At 66.5% G+C, this 22738-nt stretch carries 20 protein-coding genes; 5 read left to right on the forward strand and 15 right to left on the reverse strand.

What is annotated here, in order from left to right:
- The first annotated feature begins 170 nt into the window (after window positions 1–170).
- The 3 genes from ABZW96_RS33245 to mobF all read left to right on the forward strand — a co-directional run bounded on the left by ABZW96_RS33245 (window position 171) and on the right by mobF (window position 7459).
- Window positions 171–1367: a hypothetical protein gene (locus tag ABZW96_RS33245; protein WP_355080237.1), complete on the forward strand. Its 1197-nt coding sequence runs from the start codon at window positions 171–173 to the stop codon at window positions 1365–1367.
- A gap of 19 nt (window positions 1368–1386) precedes the next feature.
- Window positions 1387–2271 carry a hypothetical protein gene (locus tag ABZW96_RS33250; RefSeq protein ID WP_355080239.1) on the forward strand — a complete coding sequence of 295 codons (885 nt, stop codon included), beginning with the start codon at window positions 1387–1389 and terminating at the stop codon, window positions 2269–2271.
- Between the two features lie 478 nt (window positions 2272–2749).
- Complete coding sequence (mobF, locus tag ABZW96_RS33255) at window positions 2750–7459, forward strand: MobF family relaxase (RefSeq protein ID WP_355080241.1); 4710 nt, start codon at window positions 2750–2752, stop codon at window positions 7457–7459.
- Between the two features lie 21 nt (window positions 7460–7480).
- Here the strand turns inward: mobF and ABZW96_RS33260 are convergent, their stop codons facing one another.
- The 4 genes from ABZW96_RS33260 to ABZW96_RS33275 all read right to left on the reverse strand — a co-directional run bounded on the left by ABZW96_RS33260 (window position 7481) and on the right by ABZW96_RS33275 (window position 11533).
- A complete protein-coding gene (locus ABZW96_RS33260; RefSeq protein WP_355080242.1) occupies window positions 7481–8470 on the reverse strand; it encodes a hypothetical protein in 990 nt (329 codons plus the stop codon).
- Window positions 8471–8930: 460 nt separating this feature from the next.
- Window positions 8931–9293 carry a hypothetical protein gene (locus tag ABZW96_RS33265; protein ID WP_355080244.1) on the reverse strand — a complete coding sequence of 121 codons (363 nt, stop codon included), beginning with the start codon at window positions 9291–9293 and terminating at the stop codon, window positions 8931–8933.
- 89 nt (window positions 9294–9382) lie between these two features.
- Window positions 9383–10966 carry a 3'-5' exonuclease gene (locus tag ABZW96_RS33270; RefSeq protein WP_355080246.1) on the reverse strand — a complete coding sequence of 528 codons (1584 nt, stop codon included), beginning with the start codon at window positions 10964–10966 and terminating at the stop codon, window positions 9383–9385.
- A gap of 111 nt (window positions 10967–11077) precedes the next feature.
- Complete coding sequence (locus ABZW96_RS33275) at window positions 11078–11533, reverse strand: hypothetical protein (RefSeq protein WP_355080248.1); 456 nt, start codon at window positions 11531–11533, stop codon at window positions 11078–11080.
- 164 nt (window positions 11534–11697) lie between these two features.
- Between ABZW96_RS33275 and ABZW96_RS33280 the strand changes: the two genes are divergently transcribed.
- Both ABZW96_RS33280 and ABZW96_RS33285 read left to right on the forward strand, forming a co-directional pair.
- Entirely contained in the window at window positions 11698–12615 is a 918-nt protein-coding gene (locus tag ABZW96_RS33280; protein ID WP_355080250.1) for a hypothetical protein, read from the forward strand.
- 28 nt (window positions 12616–12643) lie between these two features.
- Window positions 12644–12973 (forward strand): hypothetical protein, encoded by a 330-nt coding sequence (locus tag ABZW96_RS33285; protein ID WP_355080252.1) that lies wholly within the window; start codon window positions 12644–12646, stop codon window positions 12971–12973.
- A gap of 291 nt (window positions 12974–13264) precedes the next feature.
- Here the strand turns inward: ABZW96_RS33285 and ABZW96_RS33290 are convergent, their stop codons facing one another.
- From ABZW96_RS33290 to ABZW96_RS33340, 11 genes are all read right to left on the reverse strand, one after another.
- Complete coding sequence (locus ABZW96_RS33290; protein ID WP_355080254.1) at window positions 13265–13615, reverse strand: DUF3703 domain-containing protein; 351 nt, start codon at window positions 13613–13615, stop codon at window positions 13265–13267.
- A complete protein-coding gene (locus ABZW96_RS33295; RefSeq protein ID WP_355080256.1) occupies window positions 13615–14346 on the reverse strand; it encodes a cation transporter in 732 nt (243 codons plus the stop codon). Before ABZW96_RS33295 ends, ABZW96_RS33290 begins: the two co-directional genes overlap by 1 nt.
- Window positions 14346–14675, reverse strand: a complete 330-nt coding sequence (locus tag ABZW96_RS33300; RefSeq protein ID WP_355080258.1) for a metalloregulator ArsR/SmtB family transcription factor — start codon at window positions 14673–14675, stop codon at window positions 14346–14348. Before ABZW96_RS33300 ends, ABZW96_RS33295 begins: the two co-directional genes overlap by 1 nt.
- Window positions 14676–14751: 76 nt before the next feature.
- Entirely contained in the window at window positions 14752–15273 is a 522-nt protein-coding gene (locus ABZW96_RS33305; protein ID WP_355080260.1) for a DUF6262 family protein, read from the reverse strand.
- A 3-nt stretch (window positions 15274–15276) separates the two neighbouring features.
- Window positions 15277–17778, reverse strand: coding sequence for a site-specific integrase (locus ABZW96_RS33310; RefSeq protein ID WP_355080262.1), 2502 nt, complete (start codon window positions 17776–17778; stop codon window positions 15277–15279).
- On the reverse strand, window positions 17775–18695 hold the full coding sequence (locus ABZW96_RS33315) for a site-specific integrase (RefSeq protein ID WP_355080264.1): 921 nt from the start codon (window positions 18693–18695) through the stop codon (window positions 17775–17777). Before ABZW96_RS33315 ends, ABZW96_RS33310 begins: the two co-directional genes overlap by 4 nt.
- A 322-nt stretch (window positions 18696–19017) precedes the next feature.
- Window positions 19018–19326 carry a hypothetical protein gene (locus ABZW96_RS33320; protein ID WP_355080266.1) on the reverse strand — a complete coding sequence of 103 codons (309 nt, stop codon included), beginning with the start codon at window positions 19324–19326 and terminating at the stop codon, window positions 19018–19020.
- Window positions 19327–19333: 7 nt separating this feature from the next.
- The gene (locus ABZW96_RS33325) at window positions 19334–19957 is read right to left on the reverse strand and encodes a hypothetical protein (RefSeq protein ID WP_355080268.1); all 624 of its coding nucleotides are present in this window, start codon (window positions 19955–19957) and stop codon (window positions 19334–19336) included.
- Window positions 19958–20204: 247 nt separating this feature from the next.
- Entirely contained in the window at window positions 20205–20786 is a 582-nt protein-coding gene (locus ABZW96_RS33330; protein ID WP_355080269.1) for a hypothetical protein, read from the reverse strand.
- 159 nt (window positions 20787–20945) lie between these two features.
- A complete protein-coding gene (locus ABZW96_RS33335) occupies window positions 20946–21548 on the reverse strand; it encodes a hypothetical protein (protein WP_355080271.1) in 603 nt (200 codons plus the stop codon).
- Window positions 21536–22639 (reverse strand): nuclease-related domain-containing protein, encoded by a 1104-nt coding sequence (locus ABZW96_RS33340; RefSeq protein WP_355080273.1) that lies wholly within the window; start codon window positions 22637–22639, stop codon window positions 21536–21538. The genes ABZW96_RS33335 and ABZW96_RS33340 overlap by 13 nt, the downstream gene beginning before the upstream one ends.
- Between the last annotated feature and the right edge of the window lie 99 nt (window positions 22640–22738).

Raw genomic sequence — 22738 nt, forward strand, 5'->3', positions numbered from 1 at the left:
CCCGGAAGTCAAGAAAGAAAGGAAAGAAAATGAGAAAAGAAGTTAAAGAACAAACAGTTTGTTCTTTAACTTCTTTTCTCATTTTCTTTCCTTTCTTTCTTGACTTCCGGGGTATTTTTCCTGTAGGATGAGAGGGTACCAGACGGAGAAACGAAACGAAAGGCGACGTGATGATCGAGACTGAGCGCGGCCCTCGGGTGCCTGTTGGCGAACAGGTCGGGACCTGCGAGTTCGTGATGGATGACGCGGGCAATCTGTGCGGAAATCCGGTCTACGCGAAGTCCCTCCATGGTCGCCGCCCGAAGTACTGCGGCCAGGTGGTCACGGGAAAGAATGGGCTTCCGGTAAAGCATGACGGGAAGAATGCCGCAAAGGCCCGTGAGCTGCACGGATTCAACGCGGCACCGGCTATCCACCTCGCGCCGAAGCAGGAGACCCCCGCCCCTTCACGCGTCGTAGAGCCTATTTCTTCCGAGCCTGCTGAGCCTGCGGCCGATACTTTCGTTACATCCACTTCTGTTACATCGCACGCCGCAGAGTCGGTCAGTGAAGAGTCCGACCGGCCGGTGACCGAGGCGCGTGAGCAGTTCGCCGCGCTCGTCGAGCAGTTCGCAGCCGCCGCCGAGAAGATCGCCCATGCCGCCGAGAAGATCGCTCCGGAAGCCCGCGCAGTAATCGGGGCAGCCGGGGCAGCCGGGGCGGCCGAGCGCGAGATCATCCAGGTTGTGACCGCTTCAGAGGAGGAGCTGGTCCACGCGAACGCGCAGCGCAAGGTCGCTGAGGAGTTGGCACAGGAGCGCCGGAAGCTCGCCGACAAGCACGCCGAGGAGCGCCGTCGGATGGCGGTTGAGCGCGACGAGGCGAAAGCTGCGGCAGCGGCTGCGAAGTCGGAGGCCGATCAGGCTGTTGCTGAGGCCCAGCAGACGGCGGCGGACGCGATTCAGGCCGCTCGGGATGAGGCCGCCGAGGCGATTGCTGCTGCTGTAGCGGAGCGTGACGAGGCGCTGAGGGAGGCCCAGGAGCAGAGGAAGCGGGCGGATCGGATTGCCGCGGAGTCCGCTGCAATTACCCAGAAAGCAGCCGAGGATACGCGGGTTGCTCATGAGGAGGTCCAGGCTGCTCAGCGGGCGCGGAAGCACGCGGAAGATGAGGCTATGCATCTGCGGAAGCAGGTGGATCAGCTCATCGCCAACCTGGAAAAGGAGCGTCAGCGCCGCGATGAGGATGACGAGCGGTACCGGACACGGCTCACAGAGGTAACCGACTACTACAGCGCAATGCTGAAAAATGCCACTGCGGCGGCACACAATGCCATGCAAGGGGAAGAAAAGGATTCTTCCCCGACCGCCCCGCGTGCTCAGGGCTGATTTCGAGAAAGGCTTGGACGTGGTGAACAACCCAGCAGCGGCGGCGCGGGTGGACATCGGCGCGGGTTCTGCGATTGTCGAATTGCCTTGGACAGCACCGCCTCTCACGCTGAACCAGCGTCGTGCGACGCGTGGCGCCATGTTCGCCCGCGCCGCAAAGATCGCTGCTGTCCGCCAGGAGGTCTACGAGCGGGCGACGGCGGCGGGCCTGCCTCGCGGCCTTGACCATGTCACGGTGACGCTGCACTACCGCCCCAGAGACAATCGGCGGCGGGACACGGACAACTTGGTCGACACTGCCAAGCCGGCCTACGACGCGCTCACCGACGGTCGGCCTGCGCGGCTCTCGCGGCCAAAGGATCCCAAGAAGAAACCGCGGCTGATCCCTGCTCAGCTCGGGTGTGGCCTGGTGCCCGATGACACTCCCGAGTTCATGGCCAAGCCCGAGCCGATCATTCATCGCGCCGAGAAGGGCAAGGGCGGTGCGATGTGGCTGGAGATCACCTGGGATGCGCAGCGGACCGACAGTGTGCCTGTGGGGCCCGCTCCACTGCCCGATTCGGCTGTGGTGCTACCAGCGGCGGTTGAGCAGGCTAATCCCGTCAGAACGGCGCACAGCGCCCCTACACGTACCGTCGAGAGCAGACAGCGGCGGCCAGCTCAGCGAGTTGCTTTGCACGCCGTCCCTGCCGCGCCCATTTCTTCCCACGGCATCGCGATGTCAGCAACGCCAATGCCTATTTCTTCCCCCGCTTTGGCGACTTCGAGCAGTCACTGCTCGGTGTGCGGCAAGGAGATCGTGCAGCCAGCCACCGGCCGACCTCGCAAGACGTGCTCAGGCGCGTGCCGAGTTCGCGCATCTCGAGCTGCTGCGCGAAACAAGGTTTCGGCCACTCACGGGTGAACAAACGCCGCAAAGGCCCGGACGCGCATTCAGCGGTCCGGGCCTTTGTGCTGTCCTTGCCTGGCAGGCGGTCACCCCGGACCTGTACGCCAGGCGACGATCGTGCGGCGGTGCAGCTGGACGCTTTGGCTTCAAAAGTCGGATCACGTGACACCTTGCGCGCGCCGACACCTGCGATGCGCCCCGAGTTTCGTTACAGCCCTCGCCTTCGGCGCCGAAGCTGCGGTAGACGGCAACGAAGCGCGTCGAGACCCGAGGCGATGGCCTTGGATACCAAGTGCAAACACCGGTTCTCCTTCCCACCCAGCCCTTTCCACACTTGCTGTCCGTTCACCATTCCCACTGAAAGCTACCCATCACCTGCAACAATCCCCCTATAGCTCGAAATACGCCTACCCACACCACCATTCAGCAATATTCGCGTAAACCTCATACATTCATTGCTGCTGAGCGTTTGCGTACCTTGGATTGTGTGGTCATGACGCTGCACAAGCTGGCAGCGGGCGACGGGTATCTGTACTACGCCCGCTGCATTGCTGTGGCCGATGGCGACGACCGCGGCCGCGCCACATTGGCGGATTACTACGAGGCGAAGGGCGAGGCGCCGGGTCGGTGGATCGGGTCTGGGCTGGTCGCGTTCGACGGGATCGAGGCCGGGGACGCCATCACCGAGGCGCAGATGGCCGCGTTGTTCGGTGAGGGTCGGCATCCGGATGCCGCGGCGATCACCGCCCGGTTGAAGGCTGACGGCGTGACGCAGCCGTGGGTGATTCGTGAGCTGACCCGGCTGGGGCGGCCGTTCTACCGATACCGGGAGCGGCCGGATTTCCGGCGCGAGTGCGCAGTCGCGGTCGAGGCCTGGAACATCGAGCAGGGCAATCCACGCGATGCGAAGGTGCCGGAGGAGGTGCTCGAGCGCATCCGCACCGAGGTCGCGTTGCGGATGTTCACCGCGGAGCACGAGCGGGCGCCGAAGACCGACACCGAGTTGTCGGGGTGGATCGCCCGGAATCTGCGGCCGCCGAGAACGGCTCTGGCGGCGGTCGATCTGACGTTTTCGCCTGCGAAGTCGGTGTCCACGCTGTGGGCGATCGCGCCGCGCGGGATCGCCGAGAAGATCGAGGCGGCCCACCATGCCGCAATCAAAGACGCGCTGGCGTACCTGGAGAAGCACGCCCTGTTCACCCGGCTGGGCAACGGCGGTGTGCGCCAGGTCGAGACCGAGGGGATCATCGCAGCCGCCTACACCCACCGGGACTCCCGCGCCGGCGACCCCGATCTGCACACCCACGTCGTCGTCTCGGCGAAGGTCCGCACCCTGGACGGCGATTGGCGAGCGATCGACAGCAATCAGCTGTACCTCCACAACGTGGCTGCCTCCGAGGTCTACAACACCAGGCTGGAGGCGTACCTGAGCGAAGCGCTCGGCGGGCTGGAGTTCGCCGAGCGGCCCGGCAGGGTCGCGGGCAAGCGACCGGTGCGGGAAATCGTCGGTGTGGCAGCCGAGCTCAACGAGCTGTGGTCCAAGCGCAACAACGAGATCACCGCCCAGGTCGACGCGGAGAGCAGCGCATTCCAGGCCCGCCATCGACGCGAGCCGATGCCGAAGGAAGTGCTACGGATGGCGGGGACGGCCACGATCGCGACCCGGGCACGCAAGCACGCGCCGCGGGCGCTGATCGAGCAGCGGGCAGCGTGGTGGGCGGAGGCGGTGGGGCTGCTGGGCGAGCAGCGGCTCGAGGCGATGCTGGCGCATGTCCTGGCGCGCGAGCACGACGGCGCGCATGTGCCAGAGGTCGTCGACGACGTCTGGGTGGATGCCACCGCGCGGCGGGTGATCGCGACGGTCTCCCGGTCGCGGGCGACGTGGCGGATCCATCATGTGTGGGCGGAGGCGGAGCGGCAGCTGCGCGGCCGGCGGATCGAGGTCGCACTGCTGGATGGGATTGCCGATCGCATCGTGGATGCTGCGCTGTCGGCGCCGATCTCGATCCCGCGTGGTGTGCACGACACCATCGCGGCGCCGGGCGTGCTGGCTCGCCGCGATGGCACGAGCGTGTACGTGACCGCCGGATCCACGCTGTACACCTCCTCTGAGGTGTTGGCGGCCGAGCAGCGGCTGATCGAGGCGAGCACCCAGTACGGGGGGCACGCCATCTCGGCGGCCGCTGTCGAGGTCGCCGAGGTCGAGTTCGCGGCCAACAATCAGGGCAAGCGGCTCAATCCCGGTCAGCGTGCCCTCGTGCGGGCGTTCGCGACTTCCGGGGCGCGGCTGCAGGTGGCGATCGCCCCGGCCGGGACCGGCAAGACCACGGCGATGCAGGTGTTGGTGCGAGCGTGGCGGGCCGAGGGCGGCTCGGTGATCGGGATCGCGCCGACCTCGGCTGCGGCGGCGGTGCTCGAGGAAGAGGCCGGGGTGAGCGCGGTGACGATCGACCTGCTGGTCACGATGGCCGCCGAGCTGGACACCGGCGTCCTGGACGAGCGTGACGCGCCGGAGTGGATGCGCGGCATCGACGAGCGCACGCTGGTCATCCTCGATGAGGCGGCGAAGGCCTCGACCGCCAATCTGGATGCGGCCGTGGAGTTCCTGCTGCGGCGCGGCGCGTCTGTCCGGGCGATCGGCGACGACCAGCAGCTGGCGTCCGTGGCGGCGGGCGGGGTGATGCGCGACATCGCCCACACCAGCGACGCGCTGAGCTTGACGACGGTGATGCGGTTCGCCGATGCCGGCGAGCGCGCCGCGTCGCTGGCGGTGCGGGACGGGGATCCGGCCGGCCTCGCCTTCTACGCCGACCGCGACCGTATCCACATCGGCACGCTGGGATCGGTGACCGAGCAGGCCTTCGCCGCGTGGGCTGCCGACAACGCCGCGGGCCTGGACTCGCTGCTGCTCGCCCCGACCCGGGAGCTGGTGACCGAGCTGAACGCGCGGGCCCGCGCGCAGCGGCTGGCGCGCACTCCCCTACCTGTAGATGCGCGGGAGGTTGTGCTCAGCGACGGCCTGGCCGCCGGCGTCGGCGACACGATCGTCACCCGTCGAAACAACTATGCGGTGCGGATCTCCTCGACCGACTTCGTGCGCAACAGCTATCGGTGGATTGTGCGGGAGGTGCACCCGGACGGGCGGATCACCGCCGCGCACACCACGTCGGGGCGGCTGGCCACGCTGGATGCCGACTACGTCCGGGAGAACGTGCAGCTGGGGTATGCGAGCACCATCGATTCGAGCCAGGGCCTGACAGTCGACACCTGCCACGGCCTGCTGACCCGGCGCGCGCACCGCGGCCAGGCGTACGTCATGCTCACGCGCGGCCGCTCGGCGAACCACGTCTATGTCGAGACCGGCCTGGATCCGGCGGGGCCCGCGGCTTACACGATCGACGCGGCCCATCCACCGACCTACCTCGACGTGCTCACCGAGGTGTTGAACCGGCGCGGCGGGCAGGTCTCGGCGAGCACCGCGCAACGAGAAGCCGAGGATCCGCGCCGCCGGTTGCGGGCCGCGGCCAGCGCGTACACGGACTCGATCGGCGTGGTGGCCGAGCACCTGTTCGGCGCCCGGGCGCGCGCGGACATCGACGCGGCCGCCGAGCGCCTGGTCCCCGGCCTCACCGACGAACCCGCCTATCCGACACTGCGCCAACACCTTTCGCTGCGCGCCGCCCAGGGCGACGATCCGGTGGCGCTCCTGACCGAGGCGGTGGCCAGCCGGGAGCTCGACACCGCGCTCGACCGGGCAGCGGTGCTGCACTGGCGCATCGGCGACCGGGCCGAGCGCGGACCGCTGCCGTGGCTGCCGACCGTGCCTCCCGGGCTGCGCGGTGATCCGGAGCACGGGGCTGCGCTGGCCGCGCGCGAGGTCCAGGTGCAGGCGCTGGCTGCGGAGGTCGCGCAGCAGGCGCGGTCCTGGACGACGAAGACGGCGCCGATGTGGGCGCGCCCGCTGGTCGGCGCCGACGCGCAGTTGCTCGAGGAGCTCGCGGTGTGGCGGGCCGCGCGCGGGATCGCCGACAACGACCGCCGGCGCACCGGCCCGGCCGTGCGTGAGTCCACCGCCCGCGGTGTGCAGCTGGATCTCGACCGGCGCGCGGCCGCCGTGCTCGGCGACCAGGCCCTCGACGTTCGCCGCTGGAAACCCTTGGCCGACAGCCTGGATCCGAAGATCACCACCGACCCGTACTGGCCGACGCTCGCCACCGAGCTGTCGCGGGCGGCCGGAACCGGCGTGGACGTACCCGCCGTAGTGCGGGCCGCCGTCGACGAGCGGGCGTTGCCGGTCGAGCAGCCCGCCGCCGCGCTGCGGTGGCGTCTAGCGCCTGAACTAGACGAACGCAGCGACGACAAGACCAGCGCGTTCGGTGCGGTCCTCGACGAGCTGCGCGGCAACAAGCTGCGGCGGATGACCGATGCCCAGTTGGCGCGGCATGTCGAGCAGCTGCGCAACCAGGTGATGAACGACCGCGCCACGCCCGTGCTGAGCGGCGACAAAACCGGGGATGCAGTCGCTGAAGTCCAGCTGAGGCAGCAGCGCCGCACCGATCAGGCCGAAGCGATTCGCCGCGCGCAAGAACTGATCGCCGAACTCGACGAGCTGGAGAAACAACGCCGCGAGATCGGAGTCGCGCTGATGGTTGAGCGGCAGAAACTTCACGACACCAACCAGTTGCGGCGCTTCGCCATCCGCAAGGCCACTCGGCGTATCGCGGAGCTGGAGAAGCAGCTAGAAGCCCACGACGAAATCCAGAAGCCCGTGCAGGAAGCTGTCGATGCCGCCCGGCGGAAAATCACCGAGCCGAAATACCGGTGGACGCGGTTCCTCGCCGAGGCAGATGATCCGCGCCGCCAGGCCGCCGAGCTCGACACCGCGGCCACCACTGACCGCAAGTACGCGACGCAACGCGCTGAGGCGATCGCCCGCGCCGATAAGAGCGGCGCCGAGCTGGACGCCGCGCTTGTGGAACAACAGCGTCGCACCGAGCAGGCCGCTCCGGAGCGGGACCTCGAAGACCGCGGCCGGGCGGAACTCGATCGCCTCGAGCGTCCTGCACAGCCGGAAGCATCGACTGCGGCGCAGAATGCCCCGCGCCGAAAGGCCAGGGCGACGCGTACTTGGGATCCTGGTGCCCACCGTGACCTTCCCTCGCACGGGCCATCGCATGGCAGTGGGCGCGGCATCGGTCTGTAGCAGGGGCTCTTTTCTTCTGTCTCAGGTCAAATTACTTTGTGCTTGGGCGGCGACGAGCTTGTCGGTCAGCTCGATCGTGGAGAGATACCACCAGAACACCCAGTCAAGGTAGGCGGGATCGTATTCGCTGTGTTGGTCAGCACTGCGGTGGCGGATGTTGAACTTGTTGGCGATATGGAACAGTGCGCCCTCGTCTGCGCTGAATAGCTCCTGCTTGAGCAAGGCTCGGCGTTCTTCCAACAGACCAGCCAGGGCGATGCACGCACTACGCTTCTCCTCCAGGTCAGCGTCCCGTCTGCGGAACAGAGCGATCGCGTGTTCGACGGCCACTCTGCGTTCCGCGGCAGGTGTCGACAGGGCTGCGGTAACCAGATCCGCCCGGACGTCCGGCACTCTGCTCACCAGTAGTCCGATGTCTTCGCCCTCTTCAGCGAGGCGGATGCCGAGGTTGCTGCGGTCCAGGATCTTGTTCACTCGCCACCGGTAGACCGCCTGGCCTGTCGGGACATCGAAGTCGACGTAGTGCTTGCACTGGGGATCAAGTGGGTGGCGAGTGCGAAGGCGCTCCACGGTGCGAGGGCGCGCTATCTGATCGTGCAGCATCTCGATGAGACTGAAGAACAGATCAGGTTCGTAGCCCAACTCGGCAGGATCCAAGGGCCACCTCAGAGGCTTTACCAACCTGAGCTGACGGACGATCATCCACTCAGGTCCAGGCTTTCGCCCGTCAGCGCCACATCTCCCATCACCGAATCGCTTGTCGAAATAGCCGGTTTGATCGAGCTCGTCAATGAGGTCAGCGAACTCGCGGGCCACCTCATGGACAGTCAGTTCCGGTGCCCGACCCTGCGAATTGCGGCGCTCGCGGTAGTACGGACGATGCGGCGAGTCTTCCAGAAGCCGACTGGACGAATTAACCAGGTCGAACAGGAATTTCTGCTGCGGACAAAGCCTGGTCGTTCCCGCAGCTCGGGGGTGATACCCGGCATGCTGAAACGCCTCTTCTTGCATGGGGGGCAGCTTCTGGTACTCACCGAGTGGTCCATCAGTGAACCCCGGAACGAACGCATGCTCCAAGAGAACTTCGCATGCCGCATTCCACGTGAGGAATGACACCCAATCATTAGGGCGGAAGAGAAGTTCCGTCGCCTGACTCTTGAAAAGCTTACGGGGCCATACTAATTGGCAGCCAGGTTCGGACAACCTTTGTCGATCCACCCCCCCATTATTCGACCTGCCCCTTTACGATCACGAATCGCCTGATCAGCGTGCCAGCTGGGCCAGCGGCAGGGACTGTGAACTGAGTGCTCAGACTCAGGCCTCTTCAGCGAGTCGGCGCACCATGTTCGCCAACATGATCACAGCGTCCGCAGCGATGCCGGCCTCACGTCTCGTCGGCGTCGTGAGTGCTGCACCTCGTGCGCCAGCTCGCTTGCCTTACCTAGAAGCCCCCCTCGCTGCTGACCGGAGGTCAGGGCGATTCGTCGAAGGCCAGCGGCGGCCCGTAGTGGATGGGCTCGATGAGCGGGAAGTGGCTGGCCCATTCGTCGAGAGTCTCACGGTCCAGTAGCCGGCGTGCCAGTGCGGCGCTGTTGGGCGTCGCTACGGTGGAGACGACAACGCGAGCATGTTCGGTCGAGTCCGCGATGCCGAAGTAGTGATCGACCTCGGTGACGGTCAGGGTCAGGTTTTCCCCGCGGGCGCCGTCTAGTACCAGCTCCTCACCGATCCGGGGATAGGTGAGGCCTGTGATAGCCAGGCTCACCGCTTCTCCGGCCATGAGGTCGATGCCTATGTAGAGCTCGTAGTGGACTGTGCTGGGTGTCGTCCCCATGTCGTTGTCACCTTGACTGAGAAGTATCCGGCTATTAATCGGGGCGGGAATATTATTCGGTGGAAAATTAATGTGCGTGGCGAATCCGGTCAGGGTGCTGTCATCCGGAGCAGGTGCTGACGGGTCTGCTGCACGTCGGACAGCGCTCGGTGCCCGCCTTCGTTGGGCAGCCACCTTCGGGAGCGGGCGTGGTCGGATCGGGGAACCATGACGTCGGCCCAGTGGCTGCTGTCGGCCAGCCGGGTGCGGCGGATGCCGTGGCGGGCGCATTCGGAGGTGATCACGGACCGGTCGTATTCGGCCTTGTAGGCGAGGACGGTGCGGTCTTTGGTGATGCGCAGCAGCCGCTTGTAGACCGTGGGCCAGTCCGGGACGCCATCGGCAGTGACCTCGGCGTCGCTGATGCCGTGCACAGCGAAGGCTCCCGGCGCGATCGGCATGCCGGGGCCGGGGTTGACCAAGGTGTCCAGCAGCGTCTTGCCGGTGGCGGCGTCGATCACCGCGATCTCGATCACCGCGCCGTACAAGTCGGTGGTCTCGCAGTCCAGAATGACGGCGGCGCCAGGTTCGAGCATGCTGCGGGCGAACCGGATCGCCGCGCCGGCCTCGGAGTGCAGTTTCATGCTGGAGCGATAGGTGCGCAGGAGAGGGTTCTGCTCGATCGCGGCTTCGACATCGGATTTGGTCGGGCCGCCGTCGATGCGTTCCCAGTCGATCTCCCACACATCCGGGCCGGGCACCCACCAGCCCCACATCTCGATGCCGTGTTCGGCGCCGAACCATCCCAGGAACGCACGGATCGCCTTCGCGCGTGACACCGCGCGACCGCCGACCAGCTCCAGCAGGGGCGACTTCTCTCCTTTCGGGGTCGCGCGTACCTGTTCCCAGTCGATGTCGGGCCGATCCAGCAGCGCGAGCACGTCACCGGTGCGGTACAACGGCACCGATACGGTGCGGTATCGACCGACTTCTTTGTCGTGGTGGGCTTTCGGTTTCACCCATCCGGCTTCGACGGCGATGTCGAAATGGCGGCGCACGACATCCAGCAGCTCCGCGGCGGAGTCGGCGGTGACGAGCCGGTCCTGGCGGACCTGTTCGTCGAGTTCTGCGTCGGCGGCCAGGGCGTCGATGTCTTCACGGCGGTAGCGGCCGAAGCGGCCTTTCTGGATCTGCCGCTCGGCCACAACCGCGGCGAACTCGCTCCACTGCCACCCCAACCGTCTGCAGGCCTCCTCCTGGCTGACCGAAGTCGCGGTCCAGGCCTCGCGGGCGCTGATGACCGCCTCGACCTGCTCGGCGCTGACTGCGTCGATTTGGGCGGGCGCGAACAGCTCGTACTCCTCGCCGCCGCGGGGTGAGTACACGTCGACGACCTCGAGGTGCCCGGCTTCGGCGAGTGCGTGGATGTCGGTGTGCTGCACCGGCCGGCCGAGACGGCGCGTGAGCCGCTCAGCGCAGCGCGCCGATCCGATCGGATGCTCGGCGCCGAACCGCTCGACGATCTGCGGCACCAGGCCACGAATCTCGTCGACCTGCTCGGGCAGCCAGCCCCGGGTGTGGCCGGGCTTGGGCAGCATCCCGGCCGCGTCGGCCTTCTCGAACTGCCAGCGCGCCAGCCCAAGCGCGTCGGCGAGCACAAGCGGACCATAGTGGGATCGGGCGCTGGCAGTCATCGACGCAGTCTCCTCAGATCGCAACGCCTGCAAGGGATTCAGCAGTATCGTCCCAGGCCCCACCGACAAGAAGGATTTCGACACGCGTCGACATCGCGGTCGCGAAATGGATCAGGAATTCTTCTCCCGGGCCTTCCACTCCAGGAACACCTGACCGATCGGGGTAAGCGAGACGTCGTGTTTGGTCGAATCCACGATTGTGCTGGCCACGCCACTGGGTGCGCTACGGGCCAGGAACCAAGCCGATTCAGGCAGTGACCCGTCGCGGTGGTTGATGAAGACATCTTGGTCTTCGATGGGCAGTTCGTTCCACCACCTGAGCAGTCGATCACGGTGGCCACGCAGCAGCCGTGCGATATCTCCTGTCAGATGCCATGTGGAGTTGGGCGAGCCGTTGGAAGTGAAGATCCCATCGCTGACGACGCGAGCCTTGTCGCGCGTGATCTCGTACACCAGCGAGAGAGGTAGCGGCGCATCGGGGTCAGCCAGTAGGGCCACTCGGTCGTCGAGGTTGAGCAGGGAGAACCACACCAGTCTGGTGTCCGCTGACACATCGTTGCTATCCACACCAGAAATTAGATCAGCAGCCACCGACCTCGATCGTCGAATGTGATGCAGTCGGATCGGGCGGCGAGCTGCGGCTCACCTGTGCGCCAGGCAGCGGGCTGACCTGGGGAGCATCCTCTTTGGCTCGCCGGATCGTGTCGGCAAGGCATGCCACAGTTATGCATGTGAGCTACCAATATTCGAGTTTGACCGCTGCGATCGCCGACAAATACTGCCCGCTGCGTCAGTACTTCGATCGGCGCTTTCCACACATCAAGCCCGTACAGGCCGATTACCGGGCATCGGCGGGGACGCTGCTGGTCGACGGCGCCACCGCGAATCCGGGAACGCTGGGTGCCGCGTTCGACTTCCTCCTGCGGTTCACACTCGATGCCGACTACCGGCCGCAGATCGCTGCCGCATTCCCGGCGATCTCCGGCAGGCCGGAGTACATCGGCGAAGTCCTCGAGGTGGCGCGGCTGGCCGGTGCGGCGGCGCATCGGCCACTGTCGGAGAGCACGTTGTCGACTGTCATCCGCGCAAGCTGGGCGCTGGCGCTGTGCACAGAGCTGTACCGCAATCCCTATGCTTTCCCCACCTCCCCGTTGGCCGATCCCATCCGCAGTGGCCGGTTCAGCGTGGATGCGCTGCTCGCGCTGGCTCCGGAGGATGCGATCGCGCAGGTACGGTCGCTGTACATGCTGGCGCTCACTGAGCTCGGCGAGCTGCTGTCACCGCCGCTGTCGGCGGTGGCATTAGGGCCGACGTTCGCCGCGTCGCGCTTTTGCGGCGCCGACGCCGACATCATCGTCGACGGCGTGCTGCTCGAGCTGAAGACCCGGCTGGGTACCGCCAAGAAGTCCGGTCGCGCGGACTCGCTGTCGCTGGCCGACATCTACCAGGTGATCGGCTACGCGGTGTTCGACACCACCGACACCTTCCGGATCCACACGATCGCCCTCTACTCCGCCCGCTACGGGATGCTGCACTGCTGGCCGCTGCAGCAACTGCTCGACACCGTGGCCGGTGAGCCGGTTGATCTCGCTGCCGAACGAGCGCACGTGTTCAAGCTGCTGAGTTCGCAGCAGGGCATGTCGGCGTGAGGGTGTTGCGGCCTAGTCTGGAGATGTCATGGACGACGCCGAGCGGGACGTTGTGATCCGCAAGATCGCCGAACACTTTGCCAGCGCGCTGTCGCTGGCAAAGTGCGAGCGGATGCTGCTCAGCAGCGATGACCCCACGGCCCAGTGGCTGGACCAGACGACCGCCGAACTCGGATCACTCGCCGAGGAGGCCTACGACCTGGAAACGTTCCGCGCGATCCACCACGCAGTCCAGCTGCACGGCGACGGGCCCTGGCCGGTCGACGAGCTGGCCGCGATCACCGGCCGCGATGTCGCATCCGTCGAACGCATTCTCCGGCGACTCGTCGAAGCCGGCATCGGCCAGTTCCACCAATAACCACGGGAGACTCGTCCGCAGATTCCCGGCGATGATCAGGCCGGTTGGACAGCGTCAAAAGGGACCCACTGACGCAGGGTCACTTCTCTGGGGTTTCGCGGGGGTTCACCGCCAGATCGAAGGAGTATTTGCAGCTCAGTGGCATTCGCGCCGACTGTAACAGATCACCACAGGTGTGGTGCAGCAGTTGGCGCGGGAGGTTGTGGCGGCTATTCGATCGGTCAGCTCTGGCGTCACCACAACGGGGTTACTGGTACTGGTTGTGTTAGAACTTGGTCGGGCTGGCTGGTGTCAGGCGGCAGTGGGGTGCAGCAGGGCCGCGAGATCTGGTGGAGTCGGCATCGGCTGGCGCAGTCCGACGCGGGCGCGGCCGGTGTTGCCTTCGGGGTAGCGGCCTGAGAGCGACCCGGGGGCGGCGACGATGATTCGGATGACCTGACCTATGGCTTCGCCGCGGTCGCGCTGCTGCACGGCCAGGAAGAACATCGCGAGGTGGTTACGGGTGTGCAGCCATGGGTCGGGCTGGGACAGAATGTGCGCGCGCTCGAGGTGGGCCCACCGTTGACCGGCGAAGGCCGCGGCCTTCGCGGCCTGCATTTCCTCGTAATATCGGGCGCGGGCGGAGTCGGGGAGGCTGGGCATCAGTGGTCGGTTCCCGTGGGGTGTTCGCAGCAGTCGCAGTCGTGTCCGGCGGCCGGGGCGGCGGCGCCGATCGCGACCGGGGCAGGGCAGCAGGTGTCGCCCTTCCAGGCATTGAGGCCTTCCTTGACCGCGATCACCGCGATCACGAGCGCGGCGATCGGGTCGGCCCAGGACCAGCCGAACAGGCTGTTGAGCAGCAGCCCGACCAGCAGCACCGCCGAGAGGTAGGTGCAGAGCAGGGTCTGCTTGGAATCGGCGACCGCGGAGGCGGATCCGAGTTCTCGCCCGGCGCGCCGCTGCGACCATGACAGCACCGGCATGATGACCAGGCTGGCGGCGGCTAGGGCGATCCCGATCGGGGAATGCTGGGCCTCGCCGATCCCGAGCAGGGCGCGGATCGAGTCGACGGTGACGTAGGCCGCGAGGGCGAAGAAGGAGAACGCGATGATCCGCAGCGCGACCTTCTCCCGCGCTTCTGGGTCCCGGCCGGCGAACTGCCACGCCACCGCTGCCGCGGAGGACACCTCGATCACCGAGTCCAGCCCGAAGCCGATCAGCGCGGTCGAGGACACCCGGGCGCCCTCGCTGAGGGCGATGATCGCCTCGATAACGTTGTAGGAGATCGTCGCGGCGACCAGCCAGCGGATCCGCCGCGCCAACACCGCTTTGCGGCCCGCGTCGGGTCCGGGCGCCACCCGCGACGGCAGCGAGGGCATGCCGAGCGAGGCCATCAGCAGCAGCCTTCCGTGTCCGAGGCCGGGCAGCAGGCCGGGTCGACGGCCAGCACCAACCCGAGCAGGTCCTCCAACGCGGCCGCGATGCGGGCGTCGGCCAGCTCGTAGCGGCTGCGACGCCCCTCGGGGACCGCGACCACCAGCCCGCACCCGCGCAGACAGGCCAAATGGTTGGACAGGATCTGGCGCGACACCCCGATCCGCTCGGCCAGATCCGACGGATACCCCGGCGCCGCGCGCAGGTTCAGCAGGATCTGGGTGCGGGTCGGATCCGACAACGCGTGCCCGAAGCGGGCCAGCGCGTCACTGTGCAGCGCGGTTTCCACGACCCCATAATACATCCGTTTCTGTATTCAGCTAGATCTGGATTGTTGGTCGATCGGGTTGGAGGTCAGTTCGAGGTCAGTGGCGTTTGTTCATATTGGCGAACAGTTCCCTGTTGGCGGCGCGGGCGGCGGAGAGTTCTTGGTCGCGTTCTTCGAGCTGGGCGAGCAGTTGGGCCAGTTGCTGTTCCAACGTGACGATTTGTCGTTGGAGCTGGTCGATGTCGGCGGGGGCGCCGAGCCCGGACTCCCGCCACGCGTGCTCGCCCAGTAGCTCGGACAGTTTCTTCTCGAGCTGCTTGTTGTGAGCGGCGAGCCGGTGGAGGCGGGCGTGGGCGTTGGTCAGATCGGCTTTCAGCGATGCCATCGTCACCGCGGCGGTGATTCCGCCTGCTGTCGGTGGATCGGTTTGGGCGCAGTGGATTTGAGTGAGCAGGTCGCGGTGTCGATAGAGGAAACTGCGATCGACGCCTGCTGCGCGGGCGATCGCGGAGACACTGATCTCGCCGCGTGTCCTGCGGGCGGTGTCGAGGGCTTTGATGACTCGTTGCCTGCGGCGGGCGGAATCGGCTCGGCGGCCTTGGATCATCGTGTTCGCCATGGTTCATGCGCTCCTGTCCGGGCGAATGTCGGGATGAGGTTGCCGGATGCGGGGCAGACCGAGAACGGTGACGCTGTTGCGGGCTCGTCGCACGACACCCACGGCTTCCTGGATCTGTGCCCGGTCTTCGGCGGACAGTTCCTCGACATCGGCTTTGATGCGTGAGATCAGGCGGCGGATGCGCGTGATCTCGTTGTCGGAGGGCATCGCTTCGGCTTTGGCCCAGTCCTCGGCCGCCGCGAAAGCGCCGCGCAGCCGTTCGCGGCTGCGCAGCAGATCAGCCAGATATGCCTCCAAGTCCGGCAGGTAGGACACGTCGGTGGAGAAGTGGGCGCAGCCGACGCAGCGGAACCGGACCGGGCAGTCGTCGCCGCCGGCGGCGACGTTGCTCGGTTCGCTGCAGGTGCCATAGGGGACCGCGACCGAGCCGACCGCGTGACGCAGGTGCTCGGAGTCCAGCAGCGCCTTGGCGTGGTGCCAGACACGGTTGCCGTGCCGGTCGAACTGCATCGTCGTGACCCGCTCGACCGCCTCCCGGCGCCGTTGCTCGCCGACGCGGTAGTAGCCCTGGGTGGTCATGAGCTGGCGGTGGTCCATCAACTCGCGCAGGACATCTGCGGGAACACCGGCATCGGCGTGCCGCTGGGCGTAGGTGTGCCGGTAGGCGTAGAGAAAGATCTTGGACTTGTCGAACGGCACCATCGTCGTCTCGGGTGTGCCGTCGACGGTGACCACCATCGGGACGGAGATATCGGGCAGGATCGTCATCCAGTCGCGATGCCGCACCGACAGTGCGCGCTCTTGGATCGGTCTGCGCCCGTGAGGATTCCGCAGGATCGTCGGCAGCAACTTCAGCGTGCTGGCAGGATCGTCGGGAAACTGCTCGCGGACACGCTGTTGCTGGCCGGAGATCAACGCGGCGGTGGCTTCGGTGATCGGCAGACGGCGACCGAGCCGGTTGGCTTTGGTGTTGTCGAACACCATGATCGGCTTTCCCTGCCCGTCGCGTTCGAGACAGTCCAGGTTCAGGCCGCAGATCTCGTAGGGTCGGCGGCCGGTGTCGATGAGTAGTTCGACCGCGACCCGGAACTCCCGGTTGGTGAGTTCTTCGAACTGATCCAGATGAGCACAGACATGTCGCATGACCTCGACCGGCATGTCCTTGCCGGCCTTGTCATGCCTATCAGGCTCGGCAGGCTTGCCGCGCAAGTCGAACTCGGCGATCGAGAAGTCCTCCGCCAGCCCGTGCAACGGTTCCCCCGGCCTGGTCAATCCCAGCACACGCATCGAGCGCAGCCAATGCCGGACCCACAGGACCGTGTTGTAGCGCAGCGAGTCGCTGATGACACCCTCGGACACCAGAAACCTCAGACGATGCTCGAACGCTGTCACGTCGCTGCGTGAGAGCACCGTTAGGTCGATGCCACCATCGGCGCGCTGCATCCGCAAACTTTCCGACAGCCGCGCCAGCGCGCTGATGCGAGCTTGGCAGGCGTCTTTGACGCCGCGGCCGCGGCGGCGGGACATATCGTGGAAGGCCGCTCGTTTGGCGGCTTCCCGCAGCCAGCTCTGCGAGATCGCGCCGAAGCGCAGCATCCCGTGAAACCCGAAGACCGCGGTATCCCATTCGTCCTTGAGCCGCTCGGTCTCCGGGGTCGACCGCAGCAACCGGACCGAGACAAGGAAACACAGCACGATCTTTCGCTGGCCTTCACCCATCTGTTGCGGCGTGAGATCCTCAACCGTGCTCACCTGCTCGGTGCGCGCCTGATCACAGACGCGCCGGAAGTTGTGCGACGGCGTTTTCGAGCATTTCGCGACGCGTTGCTGCAAACCGAACAACAACTCGCCGACCACACGCTCGGGCAGCCCCCGCAAACTGACCTCACCGCCGGTGCCGACAGTCGGCTCGGTCAACCGCCACTGTGCCTCGTCGATGTCCGCGGACTTCCCGCTGCGCTGCAGCCGGTTCCAACGCTGGTCGTGGACGTGGCAGTAAGGCCCGCGGCCGCGGCGGTCGTAGAAACAGGACACGACCGCGCAGACCCCGCGAGAAGTCAAACCAACGACGCTCGGATCGGCAAGGAACTGCGCCATCGGCAGACCCAAACGCTTCTGTTGAGCCTGATGAACAGTGCAAAGACCGGTCGTGGTCGACCAGTAGTGGCGTCGGCAGCCATCGACCAGGCACCAACCGCCGCGGCGGTTCTTGCTACGCACCCGCTCGATCGTCCGGAAATGCTCGATCGATGGCCGACCGGCTTGTCCCCAACGGTAGAAGCACGCCGAGCACAGCCCGTTGCTCTGCTCGCGCTCCTGGCAACCGGAGACGGTGCAGACCCGCCAACCCAGAATCGGATGCTCCTGCGGAAACCGCAGCGTCTTCTGCTCCGGTCGCCAGCCGATCAGGTCCAGGAACTCCGGGGTGATCGCTTCCCACAAACCCCTGGTGATGCTCACCTCCTCCGCCCTGGCGACCGCCACCGCCCCCTGCTGGGCGCTCATCGCAGTCCCTCCCGCAGCTCCCGCGGTGAGCCGACCTGCTCCACTGCGGCTCGCAACCGATCCGGCGACGGATGCAGATACGGTCGCGACGATGCCGGACTCACATGCCCCAACAGCGTCTGGATCTCATCCACCTCCGCGCCAGAATCGGCGAGATTGCTGGCGAACCCATGCCGACCCTGATGCGGGGTGATCGGCCGCGGTAGCTTCGCTCGCCGGCTCAGCACCTCGAACAGCTCAGTGATCGCATCCGGGGTCATCGGCGCGCCCAACGGCTGCCGGAACAGGTTGACCAGCAGGAAATCGCAGTCGCTGGCCGCGGGCTGGTCGGCGCGTTCGAACAGATAGAGGTCGATCGCGCGGACAACGAGAAAATCCAGCGGGACCGCACGAGAATACCGAGACTTCGCCCACGCCCCGTTCGGGTTCTCTCGCCGCACCACATGCAGATGCGCACCCTCAACGGGGCAGTCGTGAACCCTGTTGTCCGGCAGAAGATGCAAATCACTGCGCCGCAGACCAGCCGCCTCACCACGACGCAGCCCCACCCGCGCCAACAACAACACGATCAGCCTGTCGCGCGCCGACCAGCACGCACCGAACAGCGCGACGATCTCCGCGTCGCTGGCTCGATCCACCGCGGTTTCCGGCTCACGCAACCGGTGCCGCGCCCGCAATCGATACCGCAGAGCCGAACTCTCGCCCTGTGCCGCCAAGGGCAGGTCCCGGCTATCGGCCATCTCATACAGTTGATCCATCACCGCCTGCGGCGCCTGCCCGTCGACCACCGCGAACGACAAGAACCCGCGAGTGGCGGTCAGGATCTTGTTGATCCGCGCATCCGACCGCGCCGGATCGGACGCCGACCCCCTCGCCCGGCCCTGGGCCGGGGTGTGACGCAGCCACAGGATGAACATCCCCAAATCCCCAGCTGCAGAATGCCACTCACGCTCGGTCTGACCGCACCACCGCAGATACAACGCCACGCTTTCCGCATACGCCTTGGTCGTGGACTCGGCCCGGTCCCGACCGAACCTCAGATCCCGCAAGTACCGGTCCGCAACCGGCACCACCTCACACAACTCACCCAGCACCGTCCAATAACTCGACCCCGACGGCATCCGAACCCGAAAAGCCCGCACCCGACCTCCGTTCTCCCAGTTCACCAACAAGGAGCCACAGAGCTACACCCCCCAAAGAACCGTCGCAAAACCCAGCCGGAGTGTCGGCGACACAACGTCACACCACAGCCATCCGTCCCCCAGAGAAACTGGTTCCACTGACGCCGTTCTTGGTCATGACTTGGACCTCGATCTCGGCAAACCATATGGGAGTGGTCCCAATATTGAACCGCGCCCATCGGTAGGCGATAGCCGGGATCCACTCTTCCCCGAGGCGCAGATCGAAAGAGAATGCCTTCTCTCCCAGCGTCACCGGCATGACGCGCTCCGGCTCGCGGGCTGGCATCACCCATGCTCGCCGCGGATCAAGGCGGACCGGCCGGGGCGGTTGCAGCATGCGGATGGCGGCATAGCGATCGTCGTTCATCACACACTCACCCGGTTCGCGCGATCGACGTCGGCACTGCAGGCCCCGCGGTGGCGAACGGGGTCTGACGCGTCCAGCTGCACCGCTGGGCGCCGGCCCCGGCGAGCTGGACGCGGGTGGTGCGCGGCCGCCGCATCGCACGGCTGGTGACTTGGATGTCGAATGTCATCGCCCGTAGCCGTCCACGCCCCCGGCCCAGACCGTCGTATCCAGTGAGTTCGCATTGTATTTCGAGATCCGGGCGCGCCCATCCTGGACCGGTGACGACGAGGACGCCCTCGTGGCTGCGCAGCCGGGCGAGCACGGCGCGCATCCGGCTCGGCGGTGCGCCCCCGGCGACGTCCAAGACAACGACGTCGACGCCGTCGAGTAGAACGGCTGCGATCGTGAGCGGGTCCTCGCCCTTCAGATCGGGGATGTGAGCCAGCCGGGTGAGGTCACCGTTCATCTCGGTGAAGGCCAACAACCCCAGCTGCGGCTGTCCGATGACGGCGACCCATTCACCGGCGGCGGTGACGGCCGCCAGCAGGCCGAGCAACGGCGTGCTACGGCCGGTGCAGGCGACCACACCGCCGCGCGGCAACCCACCTTCCGGCAGTGCCTCCCCCAGGCCGCCCGCTACCGGGATCACTGCAGCGGGCGAGCCAGCAGAGGACGGCGATGGCTGGCTTGCGCCAACCCGGCCCGGGATGGCCGCTATGCGGCTTCGCAGCGCCGCAAGTTGCTGATCTCGGGGGAGATCAGCCAACGCCACCGGCGGCACATTGTCGAACACATGTTCGACCATATCCGACCGATCGGTCCGCATAGGGCGGAGTCATCGATGTGAGATGTCGCGTCGTGAAGATCAGCTTGATCTAGCGGCCAAACACGGCGGGTTAGCGTGATTTCGAAGGCCGGGAATGAACATCGAGCGGAGTCGAGCAGACATACAGGTCGTGCAGGCTGAGATCCCATTCTTCGGGGTCGATTCCGGCCAGGTCCCACACGCGCCCGGATTCGGCGGCGGTCCAGGCAGCGGCCGGGGTGGGGAAGTCCCGCACCTGCAGGGTTGGTGCGCCGATCCGCGGAATCACCACTTCCCATTTGCCGCCCGCCGCCCAGTGAGCAAGTACGTCCAGGTGCTCTTCCATCTCGAACGCCACCACATCGGGCATCTGGCCCCGCTCGCGTTCGGCGGCGTACCAGGGTGCCAGTGCCGCGTGTGCGTGCCCGATCGCGGCGCGGTCCTCGGTGTGCATGTGGACCACGAAATTCCCGCCGCATTCCATCGCGTGCGTGGATATTGCGCGGTCGGTGGCGGGGTTGTACGCGGTGCCGGGGTGGTGGCCGCGGCTGAGGTAGATCACCGACCAGGTGCCGGCGTAGTGGAAGCCGACTCCGATGCGATCGTCCGCGCTGATGGCGGGGTCATCGGGGGCGATGAGCAGTTCGTAGGTGATGTTGAGAAAGGTTGTCATGGTGCGCTTCTCTCTTTGATCGGATGCGGGACCGGGGATGTCGTTGGCACCCCGGCCCGTCGTTGATGGGTCGGGGCTCGATTCGTTTTCTGGCCGTGTGTGCGACCATCACTCGCGGAGACCGGCCACATTCCCCGTGGCCGGTCTCTGCTTTGTCGGTCAGTCTTGCGGCGGCGTCTGGATCACGACCGGCCGTGAGCGGGCGGTGCGGACACGGTCGGCGGCGATATCGAGGCGCAGCCGCTCGACGCGTGGAAGCTTGGAGCGTGTCTCCCAGTTGTTGCGCCGCTCCATGAACTCCTGGGCCAAGGCGTCACAGTGCCGGAACCAGAGCCCGCTGATCGGGTACTGGTAGCGAGCCTCCTCGGCGTACTCGATCTCGGCTACCAGGTCCTCCACAGACAGCTCCTGCGGCGAGGTGACCGATCCTGGCGTCTTCAGCAGCTCCGGGCTGAATCCGTCCTGCACCTGGAGGCGCTGGCTTTCCTGGTCCTGCTTGGTCTTGGCGGCGTATTCGCGGCTTCGTTCGTCGCGTTCGGCCTCGATTCGTTCGATCTCAGCGCGTTCTGCTGGCGACAGGCGGTGACGGGCGACCCGTTCGGCCATGCTGTTCCACGGGTCGATCTCGATCCACGCGATCAGCCCGGCGAACATGGCCGCACCAGCGGCGATGCCGACAGCGGCGGGGCGAATGTCGTTGCGGTTCATCGGGGGTTTCTTTCTCCTTTTTTCTTTCGGGTTGTGTTTGGTCAGCGCACGCAATCGGTTTGGAAGGGGAAGCAGGTCTTGTCCATCGGGAACAGCACTCCGCTGCTGGACTTGGGGGCAGGTGGGGGCGGTTGCGGCGCGGCGGGTGCCGGCGGGGCCGGAGCGTCGGCGGCGGGTGGCGGGGCGGGCTCGCTGCTGGTGGGCTCGTCGGAGGGCTGCGAAGCGGAGACGTGGCTCAGCACGCCGACACCACCAGTGAGCAGGCAGGTTGCCGCGCCGATGAGAACGACGTTGCGGATCCGATGATTGCGGGCGGCAGCGCGGCTGGCGGCGGTTGAGGCCAACATCGCGGTTTTGGGGTGGATCTGTTCCTCAGGGCTGCGGCCGAGGTCGCCACGGTCGGCTGTGGGCGCGGTGGTCCGGGGCGGCGTCGTGGCTCCGGTCGGCGCCTGGGGGATGACGGCGGTGGGTCGCAGCGGCACGACCACCCCGTCATCGTCGGCACCCGCGGCGGGGGTGGGGTTGGGGAATCCTTCGGCGGCCAAATCGTCGCGGGTGACAGCGTCGGCCTGGTCCAGCGCGGAAAGAAGGGTGTGGGCGCGCTCGACGGTCCAGCCCTGCGGGTGCTGACGGGCGGTGGTATCCAGCCACCCGCTCAGTGCGGTGTCATCGCCCCCGAGCAGGACGTCGCGGCCCGCCGGCATCGGCACCGACCCTTTGTCGAGGGTGATCCGGCCGCCGAACGGCTCCACCAGGACCAGGCCCGGCACGAACACGTCGAGACCGCAGCGGGAGACGACGCCCTTGAGGTTGAACATGGCGTCGGCGAGCTGGTTGAGCGGGTTGGTGTCACCATCGCGGACGTGCACGGGGTCGCCGTCGATGCCGGGCAGGGACCAGCGAGGGTTCACGTGGCAGGACAAAGTGCCGTTCACACCGCGCTGGAGGATGCCCTTGACCTCGATGCACACCAGCGTGTCGGGGGTGAGCAGCACCAGGTCGACTTCCTGGCTGTCGCGGCCGCTGCGGTCGGGAATGTGGCTTCCCGAGATCGCGACACCGGGGATGCCGCTGGCTTGGAGCCAGTCGAGTACAGCCCGTTCCGCGCCCGACATTTTCGGGCGATTTCCGTTGATGATCAGCATGGGTTTTCCCTGTCGTGAGGGCACTTCGTGTGCCGTGAACGTGTCGTGATGGTGAGGGCCGCGTTCGGCGTGTCGAAAGTGCACACCTGGCCCGGCCGG

The organism is Nocardia sp. NPDC004168, assembly GCF_040610355.1.
GTDB lineage: Bacteria > Actinomycetota > Actinomycetes > Mycobacteriales > Mycobacteriaceae > Nocardia > Nocardia sichangensis.

Coding starts and splice junctions, on each gene's coding strand:
- ABZW96_RS33315 (WP_355080264.1), bottom strand. CDS start 18,695: ATGTTCATCCTGTGGCTGCGTCACACCCCGGCCCAGGGCCGGGCGAGG.
- ABZW96_RS33340 (WP_355080273.1), bottom strand. CDS start 22,639: ATGCTGATCATCAACGGAAATCGCCCGAAAATGTCGGGCGCGGAACGG.
- ABZW96_RS33245 (WP_355080237.1), top strand. CDS start 171: ATGATCGAGACTGAGCGCGGCCCTCGGGTGCCTGTTGGCGAACAGGTC.
- ABZW96_RS33305 (WP_355080260.1), bottom strand. CDS start 15,273: ATGGCGAACACGATGATCCAAGGCCGCCGAGCCGATTCCGCCCGCCGC.
- ABZW96_RS33265 (WP_355080244.1), bottom strand. CDS start 9,293: ATGGGGACGACACCCAGCACAGTCCACTACGAGCTCTACATAGGCATC.
- ABZW96_RS33270 (WP_355080246.1), bottom strand. CDS start 10,966: ATGACTGCCAGCGCCCGATCCCACTATGGTCCGCTTGTGCTCGCCGAC.
- ABZW96_RS33260 (WP_355080242.1), bottom strand. CDS start 8,470: ATGCAAGAAGAGGCGTTTCAGCATGCCGGGTATCACCCCCGAGCTGCG.
- ABZW96_RS33290 (WP_355080254.1), bottom strand. CDS start 13,615: ATGCCCAGCCTCCCCGACTCCGCCCGCGCCCGATATTACGAGGAAATG.
- mobF (WP_355080241.1), top strand. CDS start 2,750: ATGACGCTGCACAAGCTGGCAGCGGGCGACGGGTATCTGTACTACGCC.
- ABZW96_RS33310 (WP_355080262.1), bottom strand. CDS start 17,778: ATGAGCGCCCAGCAGGGGGCGGTGGCGGTCGCCAGGGCGGAGGAGGTG.
- ABZW96_RS33330 (WP_355080269.1), bottom strand. CDS start 20,786: ATGACAACCTTTCTCAACATCACCTACGAACTGCTCATCGCCCCCGAT.
- ABZW96_RS33295 (WP_355080256.1), bottom strand. CDS start 14,346: ATGGCCTCGCTCGGCATGCCCTCGCTGCCGTCGCGGGTGGCGCCCGGA.
- ABZW96_RS33285 (WP_355080252.1), top strand. CDS start 12,644: ATGGACGACGCCGAGCGGGACGTTGTGATCCGCAAGATCGCCGAACAC.
- ABZW96_RS33320 (WP_355080266.1), bottom strand. CDS start 19,326: ATGAACGACGATCGCTATGCCGCCATCCGCATGCTGCAACCGCCCCGG.